Here is an 18,445-nt window from a genome sequence, read left to right as displayed (position 1 = left end):
CGGCTGTCCTACCGGACCTGTTTCCGTAGGGAGGGCCCGTCAGAGGTGGGACAGCCCGGCGCGTTCCAGGCACGCGGCGATCTTTACCGTCTCCGCGGCGTCCAGGCGGCGCATCGGCGGGCTCATCACATTGGTGGTGATGATGCCGCGCAGCATCAGCGCCGTCTTGAACGCCCCGAGGCCGGCGGCGGTGGCGGAGGCCGTGCCGGGGCGAGGCTCGCCTCGAAGATGATCGCCTCGGCGACCATGACGGTGGCGAACACCATGACGGGGGCCATGCAATTGACGGCGACATGACGGAGCACGATGTAGCCGCGGCGGGCGCCGATGACCTTCTCGGCGGCGACGTAGTCCTCGCCGTACTGGGACAGCACATTGGCGCGGACCACGCGGGCCGGCGACGGGGTGCAGACGAACGCGATGGTGAAGATGATCGCCGGGATGCTGGTACCGAAGACCGCGAGGAGGACGGCGGCCAGTGCGATCGGCGGGAACGACATCACGACGTCGAGGGTGCGCATGACGGACTCGTCGCCGAGCCTGTGGGAGGTCGCGGCGAGCGAACCGAGGCGCGAGGCCGTCAAGATCCTCAATGCGCTGGACATCGTCGAGGTCCGCCACGGGCACGGCACATACGTCGGCCGGCTGAGCCTGTCCGTCCTGGTGGAGAGCCTGACCTTCCGCGGTCTGTTCTCCGCCGACGACGGCTTCCAGGTGATGGCCGACCTCGTCGACGTACGCGAGCTCTTCGAACGCGGGATGGCCGACCGGATCGTCTCACTGCTGCCCCCGGAGCAGCTCGACTCGCTGGAAGGCCTGGTGGCCACCATGCGCGCGACCGGGGCGCAGCAGGGGAACGGCCTCGTGGAAGCCGACCGGGCGTTCCACGCGCTGCTGGTGGCACCGCTCGGCAATCAGCTGATCGGCCAGCTGTCGATGGCCTTCTGGGACGTGTACGCGATCGTCGCGCCGCATCTCGACGGATTCACGCATGCCGACGAGACGGCGACGATCGCCGCCCACCAGAACATCGTGGACGCCGCGCGGGCCGGTGACATCGCCGGGTTCATGAAGGCGCTGGGCGAGCACTACGCGCCGGTCAGGCGGCGGATCTCGGAGGCCCGCGCCCGCGACGCGGCAGCCGTGGACTGACCGGGGCGCCGACGTCCACCGGGGAACGGAGCCAGGCCCTGCCGCTCGCGGGGCCTGGCCCGGCGGGCCCTTGACGAGTGCTGCGGTGGTGCCTGGGCTCCGTGAGCCGACAGGACATCAGACGTCTTCTGTCTTGCTCTGATCCTGGCGCACAGTACGCCACTCCCCCACACCATCCCGCGAGGGCTCCTCCATGCCGTGGACGGGCTATTTGCCCGCGGACTGCGCGGTGGGGAGCACGAGTGGACGCCGCGTAGGCGGGACGCGGTTGGCCGGCCGCCGGCTGACGCAGATTCCCAATATTTAGTGGCGGACAGTGTCGACGCGGGCGACGATGCCCACATGAACTCGGATGAGCACATCAATGAACCAGCGGCGACTCGGTGGACGCAGTCAACCATCTATCCTGATATGTGGGTTGATCCGGACGACGACCCACGCGAGACCGATGTCGATGTTGTCGACGAACGCAGCATTCTGCTCGACAACCTGCGCCACTACCGCCTCACCCTGGAAATGAAATGCGCGGGCCTGGACGCCGAACAGATGGCCCGGCGCTCCGTACCGCCGTCCACGATGTCCCTGCTCGGGCTGGTGCGGCACATGGTCGAGGAGGAACGACACTTTCGCCGGGTGATGGCCGGCGAGGACGCGCCGAAGCTGTACCGCACCGACGAGGACCGCGACGGCGACTGGAACGGCGCGATCGCCGACCCTGCGGTCATGGAGGACGCCTGGCGACAGTGGCGGGCAGAGGTGGAACTCACCGACCGGTTCCTGGCCGGCGTCACCGACCTCGGCACCCGGAACGCCGGCTTCTCCGACCTCGGCCCCGAAGCCGGTGGGAACGAGCAGCTTCGCGACGTCCTGGTGGCGCAGATCGCGGAGTACGCGCGGCACTGCGGCCACGCCGACCTCCTGCGCGAGCGGATCGACGGCCGAGTAGGCCAATGATCACTGCACCCCGACACACCGATCAAGATCACTCATAGGGTCGGGAGATCAACTGAGCAGGTTTGGTCGCCCACGGAGCACCAGGTGGGGAATTCCAAGGAGCAGCATCACCCCCACCTGCCGAACGAGAAGCGTCCGATCACTGGCGCAGACGAAGCCCCGTCAGACGGCGCCCCTTCCGGTGCCGGTCCTCCCGGATCTCGAAGTCCATCGCATCCCCTGAGCTGGGGTGTTGCGACGACCACTAGAACTCAAGTACAACCCAGGGCTTCGTCACGTCCGCTGTCAGCGGCGGCTGTCGCCAGACGCGAGCAAGCTGGTCAGCTCGGCGATCGCCGCGGGGGACGGCTTGAAGTAGCGGCGGACGTTCTTTGGCTTCTTGTGCCGGGACTTGGCCATCAGCATCAGCAGTGAGGCGCCCTGCTCGCCCAGGTGGGTGAGCGAGGAGTGGCGGTACTCGTGCAGGTCCCAGCCCGTTCCGGGCCCGCGCACCGCGGTGTGCTCGTCCAGAAGGGCGCGGGCCTGGCCGTAGGACAGTCGAGCCAGGCCGGTGTCAGGACTGACGTCGCGGGGGCTGATGACTTTGCCCGGCCCTGGGCGGCGGTGGGTGACGAACACCGGGCCGCGGGTGCGGCCTTTCAGTAGGCGGGGCAGAAGCCGGGCGGTGACGGTCGCGCCCGTCGGACAGGTGGCGGCACCCGCGTACGCACTGCCCCGTCCGCGGGCAGCACGTACGCGGGTGTTCCTTCAGCGGCCGCCGGACACCGGCGCCCGCGCCGCACCGGTCAGCTCCGCCATGTCGACGATCCGGTCGGCTGCCTCCGCCACTGCCGGATCGTGGGTCGCGACGACGGTGACGCACCGGTCCCGGCGGGTGCGGTCGGCGAGGAGAGCGGCCAGTTCGCCCGCCTGTGAGCGGTCGACGGCCGCGGTCGGTTCGTCGACCAGCAGCAACTTCGGCGCGAGGAACAGTGCGCGGGCCAGGGCGACGCGCTGGCGTTCGCCACCGGAGAGCTCCTCCGGGCGGTGGCGCAGGCGGTGGCCGAGGCCGACCTCGGTCAGCGCTTCCTCGGCGCGGGCACGGTACGCGCGGGGGCGCCTGCCGCTGATGTACACGGCGGCGAGGAGCTGTTCGACGGCGGGCAGCCCGGAGAGCAGATTGCCGCTCTGGAACATGTAGCCGATTCGTTCGCGGCGGATCGCCGCACGCTGTGCGTCGGTGCGGGTCGCCAGGTCCTCGCCGTCCAGCAGGACCTGGCCGGCGGTGGGCCGCAGCAGGGCGCCCGCGACGGCGAGCAGGGTGGACTTGCCTGATCCGGACGGGCCGACGAGCGCGGTCGTACAGCCGGGCTCGAAGGTGACGTCGAGGCCGTCGAGGACAGTGGTATGGGCGTCGGCGCGACCGAATTCAACGGTGACGCCGGTCAGTTCGAGGCTCATCGGTTGGCTCCCAGCATGGTCAGTGGGTCGGCGGAGGTGACCTGGCGCAGGGTCAGGGCGGTGCCCGCGAGGCCGACGGCGGCGACGGTGCACATGGTGACGGCGAGCGTGGCGGCGGGCAGGCTGAACGGCACCTGCTCACCGACCAGCAGCCCGACGGCTGCGGCGAGGACGGCGCCCGCCGCGGTGCCGAGGACGACAACCAGCGCGGCCTGGAGCACCGTGTGGGCGAGCAGCCGCCTGCGGGAGGCGCCGAGGGCGCGGAGCAGGGCCAGTTCGGGCCGGCGCTGCACGGTCCACACCGCGAAGAACGCGCCGACGACCAGCGGGGCGATCAGGTAGAGGAAGACCTGGATCGAGTTCATCGTGACGCGTTCGCCGGTGTAGCCGGGGGCCGCCTCGTACGCCTTCTCCCTGGTGAGCGTCGTGGTGGAGAGCCGCTGGTCGAGGGCGGCGAACGAGGCGCCGCCGGCATCGCGCACGGCCAGGGCGCTGAACCGGTCGGGGATCGTGGCGGTGGCGGAGGCCGGGGCGCCCGGGGTGCTGAAGCGGATGCGCTGCCAGGTGGTCAACGGGACGTAGGCGGCGGGAACATGCCCGTAACTGGAACGGTCGGTGAGGCCGGTGACGTGCAGCCGGATGCCGAGCCGGTCGATGACGAGGGTGTCCCCGACCCGTACCCCCTCGTCGGCGAGCTTGGCGGAGATCACGATGCTGTCGGCGGCGGTGCGGTCGAGGCCCTTGCCCGCGGTAACGGACGGGGCGAGGAAGGAGCCGGGTTCGACGCCGAAGGCGGCGAGGTCGACCTCGGCGCCGCGGTCCGTCGTACCGCGGGTGATGGAGACGCCCAGGGGGGTCGTGTCGGCGTCAGCGCCCTGGTGCCAGGCGGCGGCCGCCCGGTCGTCGAGGAGGCTACGGGCGAATTGGTCGGACCGGGCGTCGGAGGAGAACACCAGGTGCGAGGCCGGGAGGCGGCGCAGGGCCGAGACGGTGTCGTCGCCGAGGCCGGTGGTGAAGCCGGAGACGATGCCGACGAGCGCGGCGACGAGCACCACGACGGACCCCATGAGCAGAAAGCGGCCACGGGCTGCGCGCAGCTCCAGCAGTGCGAGGAACACGGCGGTTCCCTTCGAGGATCGATGTTAGGGACGGTGCGTCGCCAAGATAGATGATGGCGACGCGCCGTCCCCAAGTGGGTCCCCTGACGGCCGGTCGGCCTTCTAGACTGGGCCGGTGCCCAAGATCAGCGCCGCTACGGTCGCCGAGCACCACGCCCAGCAGCGGCTGGCCCTGGTGCGGGCGGCACGTGCACTGCTGGAGGGCGGCGACGCGGAAGCGGTGACCTTCACGGCGGTCGCCAAGGCCACGGGCCTCGCCCGTAACAGCGTCTACAAGTACTTCCCCGGCCGCCCCGAGCTGCTCGCCGCGGTCGTCGAGGACGCGATGCCGCGCTGGACGTCCGCCATCAGGGCGGGCATGTCGGCGGCCGCCACGCCGGAGCAGAAGATCGCCGCGTATGTGACGTCGCAACTGGAGCTGGTACGCAGCGGCGAGCACCGGATCGCCCAGACGCTGGCCGGGGTCCGGGATGTGGCCGTGGTGAGGGAGAGCGCGGCGCAGGCGCACCGGGAGCTGCTCACTCCGCTGACAGGTGCGCTGGCGGAGCTGGGGGATGACGATCCGCGGCGTACGGCGGTGCTGCTTCAGGGGATCGTCAATGCCGCCACGACGGCGATCGAGTCGGGGGACGACGCGACGGCGGTGACGGGGCGGGCCGTGCGGATGGCGGTTGCCGCCGTGATGGGGAGCGCCGCCTCGGCGTGAGGGGTGCCCAGGTGACCCCGGGGTCCTGGTGGCCGTCGGCGACGTCCTCGCGCACCCTGAGACCGCGCCCGCTCAGCGCGAGGATGTCCGGGATGCCGTTCACGGTCAGCGGCATGGCGGCCGGCCTCCGTATCTCATCTCACAGGGGTGGGGGCAGGCCGTGGCGGTGCGCGGTACGGAGACCGGTTCCGTTGCCGGCTCGTCGTGGCTGGGGCTCTGAATTGCCGGTGCAGTGAGACGCTGAGCATCTCACTGCCGATCGGCTGCCGTGGGTGCGCGTCAGGCCACGATGCGTTCGAAGACGGCGGCGAGGCCCTGTCCGCCTCCGATGCACATGGTCTCCAGGCCGTACCGGGCCTCGCGCCGGTGCAGCTCGCGGGTCAGCGTGGCGAGAATGCGGGCGCCGGTGGCACCGACGGGGTGTCCCAGGGAGACTCCGGAGCCGTTGACGTTGATCCGCTGCTCGTGGTCGATGTCGCCGAGTCCCAGTTCACGCGTGCAGGCGAGCACTTGGGCGGCGAAGGCCTCGTTCAGCTCGATCAGGTCGAGGTCGGCCAGGGTGAGTCCGGCGCGGGCCAGGGCTGCACGGGTCGCCGGGACGGGCCCGATGCCCATCGTCGCGGCCGGGACTCCGGCTCGCGCGAAGGAGACCAGCCGGACCAGCGGGTTCAGCCCGAGGCGTTCGGCGGTCGCCGCGCTCGTCACCAGACAGGCGGCGGCCGCGTCGTTCTGACCGCTGGCGTTCCCCGCGGTGACGGTGGCGTCCGGGTCGGACTTCAGCATGATCGGCCGCAGCGCGGCGAGCTGTTCGGCGGTGGTGTCGGGGCGGGGGTACTCGTCCGCGGTGACGGTCGTCTCACCCTTGCGGGTGCGTACGGTGACGGGGACGGTCTCCCCGTCGTACCGCCGCTGCGCCGCGGCGCGGGCGGCGCGCTGCTGCGAGCGCAGGGCGAGGGCGTCCTGGTCGGCGCGGCTGATGCCGTACTCCCGCCGCAGGTTCTCCGCGGTCTCGATCATCCCGCCGGGGACCGGGTGGTTGACGCCGCCCGCGGTGACCCGGCCGCGGGCCAGCGAGTCGTGGAGCTGCAGGCCGGGGCCCTTGATGCCCCAGCGGCCGTCGTGCGTGTAGTACGGAGCGGCGCTCATCACGTCGACGCCGCCCGCGATCACGACCTCGCTGAAGCCGGCCCGGATCTGCATCGCCGCGTCGAGCACGGCCTGCAGCCCGGAGCCGCAGCGGCGGTCGATCTGCGCACCGGTCACGGATTCCGGGAGCCCGGCGTCGAGGGCGGCGACCCGGCCGATGGCGGGGGCTTCGGAGGACGGGTAGGCGTGGCCCAGGATCACCTCGTCGACGGCGGCCGGGTCGACGCCGGTGCGGGCGACGATCTCGGCGATGACGCGTGCGGCGAGTGCGGCCGGGGTCTGCTGGGCGAATGCCCCGCCGAAGCGGCCGATGGGCGTGCGCAGCGGTTCACAGATGACGATGTCGAGCTGCTGGTCGGGCACGGCGGGACCTTCCGGTGGCGAGGGTGTGTGCGCCGACCCTCGCACCCCGCGACTGAGTCGGTCCAATATCCACTTCGCCCTGGTTCAAGACGTTGCGCGTCTCAATCGGCTGCGGCCGGGTGCACGGGCGTGGGCAGGGCGTCCTCCGCCACCGCGAGCACCGCCCGCAGAGCGGCGGACGGATTGTCGGCCCGCCAGGCCAGCGCCGCCCGGAGCCGGATGGGCGGCCCGGAGAGGGGCCGGTAGACGAGCCCGTTCTGCTGGATGTGCTGGACGGAGGTGACCGTGAGCGTCACGCCGACGCCCGCGGCGACGAGCGCCAGGATGGTGTACGAGTCGGGGGCCTCCTGCACCACACGCGGGTTGAACCCGGCCGCCTCGCAGGCCCCGACCATCGCGTCCCGCACGGTGGAGCCGGTGTTGGCGGGGAAGGAGACGAAGGGCTCCTCGGCGAGGACCCCTATGGGGACGCTGTCCAGCTGGGCGAGCCGGTGGTCGGAGGGCAGTGCGCACACCAGCTCCTCCTCGTCGATCACCCGGTACGCCACGCCGGGCTGGGTCACCGGCAGCCGGATGAACCCCAGGTCGAGCGATCCGTCGGCGACCCTGTCGAGGGCGACATTGGCGTACGTCTGCCCCTTCATGACCAGTTCGAGTGCGGGGTGGGCGGCGCGCACGGCCCTCGTGAGGAGCGGCAGCGTCTCGTGACTGGAGGCGCCCGCGAAGCCGATGCTGACCCGGCCGTACTCGCCGCGCCCGGCGGCCTTGGCGGCCCGTACCGCGGTGTCGAGGTCGTCGAGGATGGTCCGCACCGGCTGCAGGAAGGACTCCCCCGCGCTGGTGAGCCGCACCGACCGGGTGTTGCGCTCGAAGAGCTGGACACCCAGCTCCTTCTCCAGCCGGCGGATCTGCTGGCTCAGCGGCGGCTGGGCCATCTGCAGCCGCTTGGCGGCCCGGCCGAAGTGCAGCTCCTCGGCCACGGCGACAAACGCGGACAGATGACGCAACTCCATACCCGGCCCTCCACTCACCGGCCCCCGGACCGGATTCATTAATCGATCGTCTCGATGCGACCTTAATTTGGTATTGGACAGCAATCAATAGCCGCTGACACGGTGGGACGACGCGCACGCACCGGCAGAGGAGCACCGTGGCCACGACGGACCGCAGGGAGAAAACGATGTCGATGAAGGCGGCGATCGCCGCCTTCGTCCACGACGGCGGCACCGTCTGCCTCGAAGGCTTCACCCACCTGATCCCGACCGCCGCGGGCCACGAGATCATCCGCCAGGGCCGCCGGGACCTCACCGTCGTCCGGATGACCGCGGACATCGTGGTGGACCAGATGATCGCCGCGGGCTGCGTCTCACGACTGGTCTCATCCTTCGTGGGCAACTCCTCCGCCGGTTCGCTCGGCGAACTGCGGCGGCGCATCGAGACCGGCGACCCGGCACTGCTCGCCTTCGAGGAGTACAGCCACTACGGGATGATCTGCCGTTATCTCGCCGGTTCCCAACGGCTGCCGTTCTATCCGCTGCGCAGCTACGGCGGCAGCGATCTCCCGTCCGTCAACAGCGATCTCCGGAAGGTCACTTCGCCCTACCCGGGGCCGGACGGCGAGACCGAGCAGATCTATGTCGTCCCGCCCGTCAACCCGGATGTGACGATCATCCACGCGCAGCGCGCCGACCGGAGCGGCAACACCCAGATATGGGGCCTGACCGGCATCCAGGCCGAAGCGGTGTACGCGGCGGACAAGGCGATCGTCGTCGTGGAGGAGATCGTCGACGACGAGGTGATCCGCTCGGACCCGAACCGTACGCTCGTCCCCGCCCACGCGGTCGACGCGGTCGTCGCCTGCCCGCGCGGCGCCCACCCGTCCTTCGCGCAGGGGTACTACGACCGGGACAACGCCTTCTACCGGACCTGGTCGCACATCAGCAAGGATCCGGAACGGCTCCAGGAGTGGCTGAACGAGTGGGTGCGCGGGACGGCCGACCACGCCGAGTACGTCGACAAGCTCGGCAAGGAGTTCTGGGCGGGGCTGGCGGTCGGCGAGGCGCTCAGCCGGCCGGTGAACTACGGACGCCGACTGTGAGTACGGAAACGGGACACGAGAAGGAACGGTTCATGACCACCACCGCACCGGACACCATCACCTCGTCGGAGCTGCTCTCCGTCGTCGCCTCCCGCGAACTGGCCGCGCGCCGCACCGTGTTCGCCGGGATCGGCCTGCCGACGCTCGCCACCGAACTGGCGCATCTGACGGTGGCCCCGGAGATCGAGGTCGTCTACGAGTCCGGAGTCTGCGGCGCCCACCCCTCGCACCTGCCGGAGACCATCGCCGACGCGGTCCTGATCACGGGCGCCGAAGCGGTTCTGTCGATGCCCGCCCTGTTCGGCTGTGTGCTGCAGGGTGGCCACATCGACGTGGGGTTCCTCGGGGCCGCGCAGATCGACCGGTGGGGCAGTCTGAACACGTCCGTGATCGGCGACTGGGACAGTCCGTCGGTCCGGCTGCCCGGCTCGGGCGGCGGTGTCGAGGTGATGGCCAACTCCCGCGAGGTCTTCGTGGTGATGCGCCGCCACAATCCGCGTTCCTTCGCCGAAACGCTCGATTTCTGCACCACCCCGGGCCCCGACCGCGCGCTGGCCGAAGGCATCAGGCCGCTGGGCGCCGGTGTCACCCGGGTCATCACCGAACTGGGCATCCTGGCCCGCGCGGGCGTCGGCGAGGAGCTGCGGCTGGTCGCCGTCCACCCGGGCGTCACCGTCGAGCAGGTACGGGCGGCCACCGGCTGGGATCTCGAGGTCGCCGACACGGTGGCGACCGTGGAGCCGCCGACCGCGGCCGAGCTGCGGCTGCTGCGCGAGGACGTCGACCCCGAGCGCGTCTATCTTCGTTGAGTTCCGGGCAGGTCCCAGCCGACCCGCCCACCGACAGCACCACCGAGAGGACCCCAACCGCCATGCGTATCAGGATCGTCGGCGCCGGAGCCATGGGCCGCGGCATCGCCCAGTGGGCTGCGAGCGCCGGAAACACCGTCGAGCTGTGCGATGTACGCCCGGAGGCGGTGACGGCCGCCGTCGACTTCGTGCGGTCCATGCTCGACCGCGCCGTGCAGAAGGGCAGGCTCTCCGCCGAGGAGTCCGCCGCCACTGTGGAGCGGCTGGTTCCGCTGGATGACCCGTGGGCGGACGGACCGGACTGCGAGCTGGTCATCGAGGCGGTACGGGAGGATCTCGCCACCAAGGCGGAGGTCTTCGGCCTGCTGGAACGGGCGCTGCCCGCCTCGACGGTCTTCGCCACCAACACCTCCTCGCTGTCGGTCACCCGGATCGCCGCGGAGCTGAAGGACCCGACGCGCCTGGCCGGGCTGCACTTCTTCAACCCGGTGCCGCTGATGAAGATCGTCGAGATCGTGCCGGGCGCGGCCACCCGTCCGGAGATCCCGCCGCTGCTCACCGCACTCGTCGAGGGCTGCGGCCACCGGGCGGTGACGGTCGCCGACACGCCCGGCTTCCTGGTGAACCACGCGGGTCGCGGCCTGGTGACCGAGGCGCTCGCACTGCTGGAGGAGTCGGTCGCCGACCCGGCGGGCATCGACCGGATCGCCCGGGACGTGCTCGGCCTGCGGATGGGCCCGTTCGAGCTGATGGACCTCACCGGTCTGGATGTGACGGCTGCCGTCATCGACTCGATCTGGCAGGGCTTCCGGTACGCGGACCGGCTCCGCCCCTCCTACCTCACCCCGAACCGGGTGGTCGCGGGACTGCACGGCCGCAAGACCGGGCGCGGCTGGTTCGCGTACGGCCCCGACGCGCCGGCCCCGGTTCCGGAGCCGCCGGTCACGGGGGATGCGGACCGCCCGGTGTACGTGGTCGGGGGCGCGGCGGAGCCGGACGCGACCGCACTGCGGCGGACGCTGACCGCGGCAGGCGCCGTCGTCGAGAGCGGTGCGGAGCCGTCCACCGATGCGCTGGTGCTGGTCCCGGTCTGGGGTACGACGGTGGCCGCCGCGGTCGCCGCGCACGGACTGCCCGCCGGGCGCACGTTCGGCACGGACCCGCTGGCCGCGGTCGGGAAGCGCCGGGTGCTGGCCGTGACCCCGGCGGCGGACCCAGCTGCCGCACGGGATGCCCGCGCGGTGCTGGCGCGGGCGGCGGAGGACGGCGGCGAGCCGTACGCGGTGTCGGTGGTACGGGACACGGCGGGTTCGGTCGCGCAGCGGCTGCTGGCCTCGATCGTCTCCGTCGCCGCGTCGATCGCCGAGCGTTCCCTCGCCACCCCGGCGGACATCGATCTCGCTGTCACCACCGGTCTCGGCTATCCGGTCGGGCCGCTGGCCTGGGGGGACCGGATCGGCGCGGACCGGATGCTCCGGCTGCACCGGTCGCTGCACACGACGACCGGCGACCCGCGTCACCGCCCGACCCGCTGGGTCACCGAACGCGCCCAGCTCGGTCTGGCGCTGGCGGACCCGGGCACGGTGCCCGCCGACTGCCTGGACCACGAGACGCGTGAAGAGGTGTCCGGCGAATCAGGGCCGGACACCCCCTAAAGGTCGGGCCACGAGTTCGTCGAGGTGGTGCAGGGCGGCGTTCACCCGGTCCGGGCGGTCATCCCACCGTCCGGAGCGCCGCCGGCTCAACCGATTTTCGCGCCTCAGAGCCTGTCGGGTGACCTTCGATCGGAAAGCGGACGCGGTCTGGTGCGTGCGATTCCAAGGCGCCGGAAAGCCCTCGGATGGGGTCTCCCCTGCTCGAACGAAGCTGAGAGCTTGGGGAAGGAGCTACTAGGGCATTTCGGCAAGCGTGCGTGCCAGGGCGTGGCCGCCCGATCAGAGGTCACCCGACAGGCTCTCAGCCCGCGAGCCGAATCAAGTCGTCGCAGCTCCACATCACGCGCGACACCTCGGTCGAGCTGACGTGGAACAGCAGCCACACCTGCCACGCCATCAGCCCGCAGGCCACCGCCAGCGGCGCCTGCGCAAGAATTCTTCCCCGTCCCATCTCCTCGATCCCCGCGTCCCCTTCGTTCCCCCTGGTCGAACCCCCTGGTCGTCACCGAAAATCTAGGCCACCCGTCCCGGCGCCCCCGCAGCCGGGCAAGGGCATGACCGATTCGTACAAGACCCGTGGCGCGTGTCCGTTCTACGTTCGGACCATGACTCCACGACTTGACGCGATCGGCATCACGACCGCGAATCTGGCCGCATCGCTCGCCTTCTACCGCCGGCTCGGGCTCGACATCCCGGCCGAGGCGGATTCCGCACCCCATGTCGAAGTGACCCTGCCGGGCGGGCAGCGCCTCATGTGGGACACCGAGGACGTCATCCGCTCCTACGACCCCGAGTGGTCCGGCGCGCGGGGCGGCGACCGGGTCGGGCTCGCGTTCCGCTGCGACGGTCCCGCGGAGGTGGACGCGGTGTACGACGATCTGACCGGCGCCGGGTACCGGGGCCATCTGAAGCCGTGGGACGCCGTGTGGGGGCAGCGTTACGCGGTGGTCCTCGACCCGGACGGCTGCGCGGTGTCGCTGTTCGCCAACGCCTCGCAGTAGGCGGTCAGGGTCGTACCGGCCAGTTCGCGAATCTCCCGCGCGAGATGCGCCTGGTCGGTGCAGCCCGCCGCGAGCGCCGCCCCGGCGTACGGCGTTCCGGACTGTACGAGAGCGAGCGCGCGCTGCAGCCGCAGGACCCGGGCCAGGGTCTTGGGCCCGTAGCCGAAGGCCGCCAGGGAACGGCGGTGCAGTTGACGGGCGCCGAGACCGGCCGTGTGCGCGGTGTCGGCGACGGACCGGCCCCGCGCCAGCTGCACGGCGACGGACCGCATCAGCGGGTCCGCCGGCCCGGTCTCGGCCGCCCGCCGCAGCGCCACGGACTCCAGGGCCGCGGCGGGGTCGGCGGCATCGGCGATGCGCTCGGCGAGTACCCGCACCCGGGCGGCCGGCCACAGATCGGCGAGCTCGACCCGCTGGTCACGCAGTTCGTCCGCCGGTACACCGAGGAGCGCCGGGGCGATGCCGGGGGCGAACCGGATGCCGGTGAACCGCCCGCCGGTCGCACCGGCGGGCTCGTACGCATGGGTGTCGGGCCCGGCGACGAGCAGGCGGCCGTCGGTCCAGAGCAGGTCCATGCAGCCGTCGGGCAGTACGGGCCGGACAGGTCCCTCCGGCACCTGCCGGGTCCAGACGATCGCCCCGTCGAACCGGGACTCCCGCTCCTCGTACGTGTCGCCCATGGCTCCACGCTAACGGCCCTCCTCCACGACAGGGAGTGGATCAGCGAGCGGCGTCATGCGGCTTCGACGGCAAGGCGGAGGACAAAGTCGACGCGGAGCGTCGGTGACTGACGACAACGCCGCAGGCAAAGTCGCATGACGCCGGGAGCTCAGTCCCTGTCGTGGGGGGGCCGTAAGGGCTGTCCCCGCTACGAACGGGACTCCCGGGACCCCTTCATCCCCCGCTCCGCTTCCTTGGCCGGGCCCTTGGCGATGTCCTTCTCGCCCCTCGGCTGCAGCAGCCGGGACTTCACATCGTCCGGCGGCAGGAACCGTGACCACCGCTCCGGGAACTCGGACGGCATATAGGGACTGTCACCGTCCTCGTCACACTCCGCCTTCGTCCGCGCCACCAACTCCGCGGCCTGGGCGGCCCGCGCCCGGTCGTTGGCCGCACGTGCCGCCGCTGTCGCCACCGACGGCCACACCCGGTCGATGGCGGCGTTGACCGCCGCCCCCACCAGTACCGCGAACGCGGAGATGCCGATCCACAGCAGCACGGCGATCGGGGCGGCCAGCGACCCGTAGATCGTCGGCCCCTCGACCGTACTGGTCAGATATATCCGCAGCAGGAAGCTGCCGACCACCCACATGGCGAGCGCCACCAGCGCGCCCGGCACGTCCTCCATCCACGGCGAACGGACCGGCACGGACACGTGGTAGAGCGTCGTCAGGAACGCGATCGACAGCAGGATCACCAGCGGCCAGTACAGGACGCTGATGACCTCCGTGCCCCACGGGATGAACTCCACGACCCGGTCGGGGCCGACCACCAGCAGCGGCAGCACGACCGCGCCGAGCAGCAGCGCGACGATGTACAGCAGGAAGGAGAGCAGCCGCGTCTTGACGATGCCGCGCTGGCCGTCGAGGCCGTACATCACGGTGATCGTGTCGATGAAGACGTTCACGGCGCGGGACCCGGACCAGAGCGCGATCGCGAAACCGATCGAGATGACATCGGGCCGGGCACCGGTCGTGACGTCCGCCAGGAGCGGTTTCGCGAAGTCGTTGACGCCCCGCTCGGACAGGACCGTCTGCGCCGCGTTGAGGATATTGCGCTCGATGGAGGCGACCGTGGTGGTACTGGTCCAGTCGTCGACGTACCCCAGCAGTCCGATCAGGCCGAGCAGCAGGGGCGGCAGGGACAGCAGAGTGAAGAACGCCGCCTCGGCCGCGAGTCCCAGAATGCGGTACTCCATGCACGAGTTGACGGTGTCCTTGAGCAACTGCCAGACCATCTGCCGCTTGGATACGTTGCGGTAGAGGACTCGGGCCCGGTGGAGCCGACCCGGTGGCCGCTCGGGTGTTTCATTTGCTGCCTGCACATCCTTACCGTATCGGCATGGCAGCCACCACCCACACCGTGTCCAATCAGGTCCCGCCGCTGGTCGGCTACGACGTCTTCGCGGCCGACCGCGCGCTCACCGAGGCCGTGGAGCGGCATCTCGCGCCCGAACGGCTCGCGGGGGCGCGCGAGGAGCTCCACGACCTGGGCCGGGCCGCGGGGTCCGCGCAGGTCCAGGAGTGGGGCACGCAGGCGAACGAGAATCCGCCGAGGCTCCGCACCCATGACCGGTACGGGCATCGCATCGACGAAGTGGAGTTCCACCCGTCCTGGCACCGGCTGCTCGGGCACGCGGTCGGCGCGGGGCTGACGAACGCCTGGGGGCGGCCCGGCGGCCATGTGCGACGCACGGCCGGGTTCCTGGTGTGGACGCAGGCCGAGGGCGGGCACGGCTGCCCGCTGTCGATGACGCACGCGGCGGTGCCCGCGCTGCGGACCGATCCGGTGCTGGCCGCCGAGTGGGAGCCGCGACTGACGTCGTCGGTGTACGAGCGGGGGCTCCGGCCCGCCGCGCAGAAGGCCGGTGTGCTCTTCGGGATGGGCATGACGGAGAAGCAGGGCGGCAGCGATGTGCGGTCCAACACGACACGGGCCGAGCCGCTGTCCGCCGACGGCGAGTATCTGCTCACCGGGCACAAGTGGTTCTGTTCGGCGCCGATGTCCGACGGCTTCCTGGTGCTGGCGCAGGCACCCGGCGGGCTGACGTGCTTCCTGCTGCCCCGGGTGCTGCCCGACGGCACCCGCAACGTGTTCGCGATCCAGCGTCTCAAGGACAAGCTGGGCAACCGGTCCAACGCGTCGAGCGAGGTCGAGTTCGACGGGACGTGGGCACGCCGGGTCGGCGAGGAGGGACGCGGGGTCCGCACCATCATCGAGATGGTGGCGGCGACCCGGCTGGACTGTGTGACCGGTTCGGCGGCGCTGATGCGGCAGGCGGCGGCACAGGCGGTCCACCACTGCACGTACCGCAGCGCGTTCGGCGGGGTGCTGATCGAGAAGCCGCTGATGCGGAACGTACTGGCCGATCTGGCGCTGGAGTCCGAGGCGGCGACGGTCCTGGCACTGCGGCTGGCCGCCGCGTACGACGCCGGTACGGAGGCGGAGGCCGCGTTCCTGCGGATCGCGGTGCCCACGGCGAAGTACTGGGTGACGAAGCGGTGCACACCCATGGTGGGCGAGGCGCTGGAGTGCCTGGGCGGGAACGGTTACGTCGAGGAGTCCGGGATGCCGCGGCTGCTGCGCGAGGCGCCGCTCAACTCGATCTGGGAGGGCTCCGGGAACGTACAGGCCCTGGATGTCCTGCGGACGCTGCAGCGTGAACCGCAGGCGCTGAACGCGTTCCTCCAGGAGGTCGGCAGGGCGCGCGGTGCCGATCACCGGCTGGACGGGGCGATCAAGGGCATGCTGACCGAGCTCGCCGATCTGAACGGGATCGAGGCGCGGGCCCGTCGGCTCGTCGAGCGGATGGCGCTGGTGCTGCAGGGTTCGCTGCTGGTCCGCTGGGCGCCGCCGGAGGTCGCCGACGCGTTCTGTGCGTCGCGGCTGGGCGGGGACTGGGGCGCGGCGTTCGGGACGCTGCCGCACAGTCTGGACCTGGCGTCGATCGTGGAGCGCGCACGGCCCGTCGCGCACTGATCCGCCCGGAACAGCGACGGAGGGTGGTGCTGCGCCGACACGGCACCACCCTCCATGCTGTGCGCACCGAGCAGCGGGGCACAGGCTCCGCCGTGCGGTGTTACGCCACTCTCGTACGCACCTGTGGGTCCCCGCCAGAGTTGCAAAGGGTTGCAAACCTTTGTGTGGAGTGCGCGGTATCGGGAACCCCACAACGGCAGGATGGGACCCGTGGGCCGCCAACACGGTCCTCGTATCTGGGGGAATGTCGACAGTGGAGACACGTGCTGCCGAGGTGACACGGCTGGCGGACATGGACTCGGACCGGGCCACGCGCCTGCTCCACAAGGCCCGGGAGGCGAAGCAGCCGGGCGACCGGATGCCGGTCGCGCCGCGGGCCGAGATCGTTGCCTCGTGGGAGCGGGTGCTGCGCAGTGGCGTCGATTCCGAGCAGTCCACGGAGAGTGTGCTGCTGGAGCTGGACGAGATCGAGCACCGGCGTCGGAGTTCGGCGCTGGGTGAGGTGATGCCGCTGCTCAGCGAAGGGTTGGTCTCCATCGCCGACGCCGCGCAGCAGATCGTGGTCGTCACCGATGCCGAGGGCCGGGTGCTGTGGCGGCAGGGCAATCCGGGGGTGCTGCGCCGGGCCGACGGCATCTGTCTGGAGGAGGGCGCCGCCTGGTCCGAGACCGTCACGGGCACCAACGCGATCGGTACGGCGCTCGCCGGGCGCGCCTCCGTGCAGGTCCACTCGTCCGAACACTTCGTCCGCAGCCTGCACAGCTGGACGTGCGCGGCGGCCCCGGTCCGTGACCCGCGGGACGGCCGGATGATGGGCATCGTCGACATCAGCGGGCCCGCGTCCACCTTCCATCCGACGACGCTCGCCCTGGTCGGTTCGGTGGCCCGGCTCGCCGAGAACGAGATCCGGACCCGGCACCTGATCGCGATCGACCGGCTGCGGTCGGTGGCCGCGCCGCTGCTCGCCCGGCTGGGCGGCCGGGCGATGGCGGTGGACGCACACGGCTGGCTGGCGGCGGTCACCGGGATGCCGCCGGCGGACCGGCTGCCGCTGCCGAAGTCGCTGCAGCCGGGCCGGGTGTGGCTGCCGTCGCTCGGCATGTGCCGGGTGGAACCACTGCCCAGCGGCTGGCTCGTACAGGTGGCGGACGGTCCGTCGGACGGTCCGCCGCGCCGGGTGGTCCTCGACCTGAGCCGGCCGCGCGGTCTCGTGGTCACTGTGGTGGGCCCGGTCGGCACCTGGACCCAGCGGCTCTCGCCGCGCCATGCCGAGCTGTTGTACGCGCTGGCGCTGCACCGCGAGGGGCGGACGGCGTCCGAGCTGGCGGAGGACATCTTCGGCGATGCGACCCGGACCGTGACGGTCCGGGCCGAGATCTCGCGGATGCGGCGCCACCTGGCCGAGGTGCTGGCGCACCGCCCGTACCGTTTCGGCGAGGGCGTCGAGGTGGAGGTGATCCACCCTGAGCATCCGGGCGATCTGCTGCCGCACTCGACGGCTCCGATGGTGGTGAGGGCCCGTACGACGGAGTGACCGGAGAGCCGGAGTCCTCCAGTCCGTACCGCGGGACAGGCTTTGGCCAGAGCTGCACGGCATGATTCCCTGACAGCCATGAGCAACACGGAACCCACAGCTGCCGCCGCCGAGATGACCGTCTGGTCCCTGGAACAGACCTCCCCCGACGACCTGCGGCCCGCCGCAGCCCCCGAGGGCGACATCCGGATCGTACGGTCGGCGGTGCCGCTGCCCGAGTTCAGCCGGTTCCTGTACACGGCGGTCGGGGGCGACATCCAGTGGACCGACCGGCTCTCGATGACGTACGCGCAGTGGCAGGAGGCGCTGAACCGGCCCGGTGCGGAAACCTGGGTGGCGTACGAGAACGGGACCCCGGCCGGGTACATCGAACTGGACCCGCAGGACGACGGCGTCGTCGAGATCATGTACTTCGGACTGATCCCGGCGTTCCGCGGCCGCCGGATCGGGGGCCACCTGCTCGCCTACGGGGCCGCGCGCGCCTGGGACCTGGCGGAGCGCTGGCCGGAGCGGACGCCGACGAAGCGGGTGTGGCTGCACACCTGCTCCAAGGACGGCCCGCACGCGATGGACAACTACCTGCAGCGCGGGTTCCGGCTCTTCGACACGAAGGTGGAGCTGGAGCCGGAGGTGACCACGCCGGGACCGTGGCCGGGGGCGCAGCGGTAAGACCGGCCGGCAATTGGGGGGTGGGTGAAGGAGCGGGGCTGGGGTGCGTGCATCGCAAGGCGGAGGATTGAGCCATGGTGATGGACGACAACGCCGCGAGG

Annotated in this window: 17 protein-coding genes and 3 pseudogenes; 10 read left to right on the top strand and 10 right to left on the bottom strand. The window is 71.3% G+C overall.

Annotated elements, in window-relative coordinates:
- Nucleotides 1-39: 39 nt before the first annotated feature.
- Nucleotides 40-213 (bottom strand): annotated as a pseudogene (locus ACWD6R_RS31850) (dihydrodipicolinate synthase family protein); the annotation flags it as partial.
- Nucleotides 210-572, bottom strand: a pseudogene (locus tag ACWD6R_RS31845) (ABC transporter permease); the annotation flags it as partial. The pseudogenes ACWD6R_RS31845 and ACWD6R_RS31850, both read right to left, overlap by 4 nt.
- Here ACWD6R_RS31845 and ACWD6R_RS31840 point away from each other — a divergent pair.
- Complete coding sequence (locus ACWD6R_RS31840) at nt 514-1,152, top strand: FadR/GntR family transcriptional regulator (protein ID WP_451821874.1); 639 nt, start codon at nt 514-516, stop codon at nt 1,150-1,152. The pseudogene ACWD6R_RS31845 and the gene ACWD6R_RS31840 overlap by 59 nt on opposite strands.
- 342 nt (nt 1,153-1,494) lie before the next feature.
- The gene (locus tag ACWD6R_RS31835) at nt 1,495-2,106 is read left to right on the top strand and encodes a DinB family protein (protein WP_451821873.1); all 612 of its coding nucleotides are present in this window, start codon (nt 1,495-1,497) and stop codon (nt 2,104-2,106) included.
- 285 nt (nt 2,107-2,391) lie between these two features.
- On the opposite strand, the pseudogene ACWD6R_RS31830 reads toward ACWD6R_RS31835, so the two are convergent.
- The 3 genes and pseudogenes from ACWD6R_RS31830 to ACWD6R_RS31820 all read right to left on the bottom strand — a co-directional run.
- Nucleotides 2,392-2,772, bottom strand: a pseudogene (locus ACWD6R_RS31830) (site-specific integrase); the annotation flags it as partial.
- A gap of 81 nt (nt 2,773-2,853) precedes the next feature.
- Nucleotides 2,854-3,546 (bottom strand): ABC transporter ATP-binding protein, encoded by a 693-nt coding sequence (locus tag ACWD6R_RS31825; RefSeq protein ID WP_451821872.1) that lies wholly within the window; start codon nt 3,544-3,546, stop codon nt 2,854-2,856.
- Nucleotides 3,543-4,664 carry an ABC transporter permease gene (locus ACWD6R_RS31820; RefSeq protein ID WP_451821871.1) on the bottom strand — a complete coding sequence of 374 codons (1,122 nt, stop codon included), beginning with the start codon at nt 4,662-4,664 and terminating at the stop codon, nt 3,543-3,545. The genes ACWD6R_RS31825 and ACWD6R_RS31820 overlap by 4 nt, the downstream gene beginning before the upstream one ends.
- 115 nt (nt 4,665-4,779) lie before the next feature.
- Here ACWD6R_RS31820 and ACWD6R_RS31815 point away from each other — a divergent pair, with 115 nt between their 5' ends.
- The gene (locus ACWD6R_RS31815; protein ID WP_451821870.1) at nt 4,780-5,370 is read left to right on the top strand and encodes a TetR/AcrR family transcriptional regulator; all 591 of its coding nucleotides are present in this window, start codon (nt 4,780-4,782) and stop codon (nt 5,368-5,370) included.
- A 279-nt stretch (nt 5,371-5,649) separates the two neighbouring features.
- On the opposite strand, the gene ACWD6R_RS31810 is transcribed toward ACWD6R_RS31815, so the two are convergent.
- Both ACWD6R_RS31810 and ACWD6R_RS31805 read right to left on the bottom strand, forming a co-directional pair.
- Entirely contained in the window at nt 5,650-6,879 is a 1,230-nt protein-coding gene (locus ACWD6R_RS31810; protein ID WP_451821869.1) for an acetyl-CoA C-acetyltransferase, read from the bottom strand.
- A gap of 101 nt (nt 6,880-6,980) precedes the next feature.
- On the bottom strand, nt 6,981-7,892 hold the full coding sequence (locus ACWD6R_RS31805; protein ID WP_451821868.1) for a LysR family transcriptional regulator: 912 nt from the start codon (nt 7,890-7,892) through the stop codon (nt 6,981-6,983).
- Nucleotides 7,893-8,059: 167 nt separating this feature from the next.
- Between ACWD6R_RS31805 and ACWD6R_RS31800 the strand changes: the two genes are divergently transcribed.
- The 3 genes from ACWD6R_RS31800 (at nt 8,060) to ACWD6R_RS31790 (ending at nt 11,441) form a co-directional block, all read left to right on the top strand.
- Nucleotides 8,060-8,977 (top strand): CoA transferase subunit A, encoded by a 918-nt coding sequence (locus ACWD6R_RS31800; protein ID WP_451821890.1) that lies wholly within the window; start codon nt 8,060-8,062, stop codon nt 8,975-8,977.
- Nucleotides 8,978-9,009: 32 nt separating this feature from the next.
- Complete coding sequence (locus tag ACWD6R_RS31795; RefSeq protein ID WP_451821867.1) at nt 9,010-9,786, top strand: CoA-transferase subunit beta; 777 nt, start codon at nt 9,010-9,012, stop codon at nt 9,784-9,786.
- A gap of 62 nt (nt 9,787-9,848) precedes the next feature.
- Nucleotides 9,849-11,441 carry a 3-hydroxyacyl-CoA dehydrogenase gene (locus tag ACWD6R_RS31790; RefSeq protein ID WP_451821866.1) on the top strand — a complete coding sequence of 531 codons (1,593 nt, stop codon included), beginning with the start codon at nt 9,849-9,851 and terminating at the stop codon, nt 11,439-11,441.
- 301 nt (nt 11,442-11,742) lie between these two features.
- Here the strand turns inward: ACWD6R_RS31790 and ACWD6R_RS31785 are convergent, their stop codons facing one another.
- The gene (locus ACWD6R_RS31785; protein ID WP_451821865.1) at nt 11,743-11,892 is read right to left on the bottom strand and encodes a hypothetical protein; all 150 of its coding nucleotides are present in this window, start codon (nt 11,890-11,892) and stop codon (nt 11,743-11,745) included.
- Nucleotides 11,893-11,995: 103 nt separating this feature from the next.
- Here ACWD6R_RS31785 and ACWD6R_RS31780 point away from each other — a divergent pair, with 103 nt between their 5' ends.
- The gene (locus ACWD6R_RS31780) at nt 11,996-12,442 is read left to right on the top strand and encodes a VOC family protein (protein ID WP_451821864.1); all 447 of its coding nucleotides are present in this window, start codon (nt 11,996-11,998) and stop codon (nt 12,440-12,442) included.
- On the opposite strand, the gene ACWD6R_RS31775 is transcribed toward ACWD6R_RS31780, so the two are convergent.
- Both ACWD6R_RS31775 and ACWD6R_RS31770 read right to left on the bottom strand, forming a co-directional pair.
- Entirely contained in the window at nt 12,379-13,122 is a 744-nt protein-coding gene (locus ACWD6R_RS31775; RefSeq protein ID WP_451821863.1) for a DUF6597 domain-containing transcriptional factor, read from the bottom strand. The genes ACWD6R_RS31780 and ACWD6R_RS31775 overlap by 64 nt on opposite strands.
- A gap of 188 nt (nt 13,123-13,310) precedes the next feature.
- Nucleotides 13,311-14,486 carry a YihY/virulence factor BrkB family protein gene (locus tag ACWD6R_RS31770; protein WP_451821862.1) on the bottom strand — a complete coding sequence of 392 codons (1,176 nt, stop codon included), beginning with the start codon at nt 14,484-14,486 and terminating at the stop codon, nt 13,311-13,313.
- A gap of 17 nt (nt 14,487-14,503) precedes the next feature.
- Here ACWD6R_RS31770 and ACWD6R_RS31765 point away from each other — a divergent pair, with 17 nt between their 5' ends.
- The 3 genes from ACWD6R_RS31765 to ACWD6R_RS31755 all read left to right on the top strand — a co-directional run bounded on the left by ACWD6R_RS31765 (nt 14,504) and on the right by ACWD6R_RS31755 (nt 18,344).
- Nucleotides 14,504-16,141, top strand: a complete 1,638-nt coding sequence (locus tag ACWD6R_RS31765; RefSeq protein ID WP_451821861.1) for an acyl-CoA dehydrogenase family protein — start codon at nt 14,504-14,506, stop codon at nt 16,139-16,141.
- Between the two features lie 292 nt (nt 16,142-16,433).
- Nucleotides 16,434-17,675, top strand: coding sequence for a GAF domain-containing protein (locus ACWD6R_RS31760; RefSeq protein WP_451821889.1), 1,242 nt, complete (start codon nt 16,434-16,436; stop codon nt 17,673-17,675).
- Between the two features lie 78 nt (nt 17,676-17,753).
- Nucleotides 17,754-18,344 carry a GNAT family N-acetyltransferase gene (locus ACWD6R_RS31755; RefSeq protein WP_451821860.1) on the top strand — a complete coding sequence of 197 codons (591 nt, stop codon included), beginning with the start codon at nt 17,754-17,756 and terminating at the stop codon, nt 18,342-18,344.
- Nucleotides 18,345-18,445 lie beyond the last annotated feature (101 nt).

The sequence above is a fragment of the Streptomyces sp. NPDC005151 genome (assembly GCF_053599875.1).
Note: the sequence above shows the minus strand (reverse complement) of the source record. Positions and strands in the feature narration are given on the sequence as shown.

Bases quoted from the DNA above. Each gene is read 5' to 3' on its own strand.
- ACWD6R_RS31785 (WP_451821865.1), bottom strand. From the start codon at position 11,892: ATGGGACGGGGAAGAATTCTTGCGCAGGCGCCGCTGGCGGTGGCCTGC.
- ACWD6R_RS31780 (WP_451821864.1), top strand. From the start codon at position 11,996: ATGACCGATTCGTACAAGACCCGTGGCGCGTGTCCGTTCTACGTTCGG.
- ACWD6R_RS31790 (WP_451821866.1), top strand. From the start codon at position 9,849: ATGCGTATCAGGATCGTCGGCGCCGGAGCCATGGGCCGCGGCATCGCC.
- ACWD6R_RS31805 (WP_451821868.1), bottom strand. From the start codon at position 7,892: ATGGAGTTGCGTCATCTGTCCGCGTTTGTCGCCGTGGCCGAGGAGCTG.
- ACWD6R_RS31755 (WP_451821860.1), top strand. From the start codon at position 17,754: ATGAGCAACACGGAACCCACAGCTGCCGCCGCCGAGATGACCGTCTGG.
- ACWD6R_RS31825 (WP_451821872.1), bottom strand. From the start codon at position 3,546: ATGAGCCTCGAACTGACCGGCGTCACCGTTGAATTCGGTCGCGCCGAC.
- ACWD6R_RS31800 (WP_451821890.1), top strand. From the start codon at position 8,060: ATGTCGATGAAGGCGGCGATCGCCGCCTTCGTCCACGACGGCGGCACC.
- ACWD6R_RS31795 (WP_451821867.1), top strand. From the start codon at position 9,010: ATGACCACCACCGCACCGGACACCATCACCTCGTCGGAGCTGCTCTCC.
- ACWD6R_RS31835 (WP_451821873.1), top strand. From the start codon at position 1,495: ATGAACTCGGATGAGCACATCAATGAACCAGCGGCGACTCGGTGGACG.
- ACWD6R_RS31775 (WP_451821863.1), bottom strand. From the start codon at position 13,122: ATGGGCGACACGTACGAGGAGCGGGAGTCCCGGTTCGACGGGGCGATC.
- ACWD6R_RS31765 (WP_451821861.1), top strand. From the start codon at position 14,504: ATGGCAGCCACCACCCACACCGTGTCCAATCAGGTCCCGCCGCTGGTC.
- ACWD6R_RS31760 (WP_451821889.1), top strand. From the start codon at position 16,434: ATGGACTCGGACCGGGCCACGCGCCTGCTCCACAAGGCCCGGGAGGCG.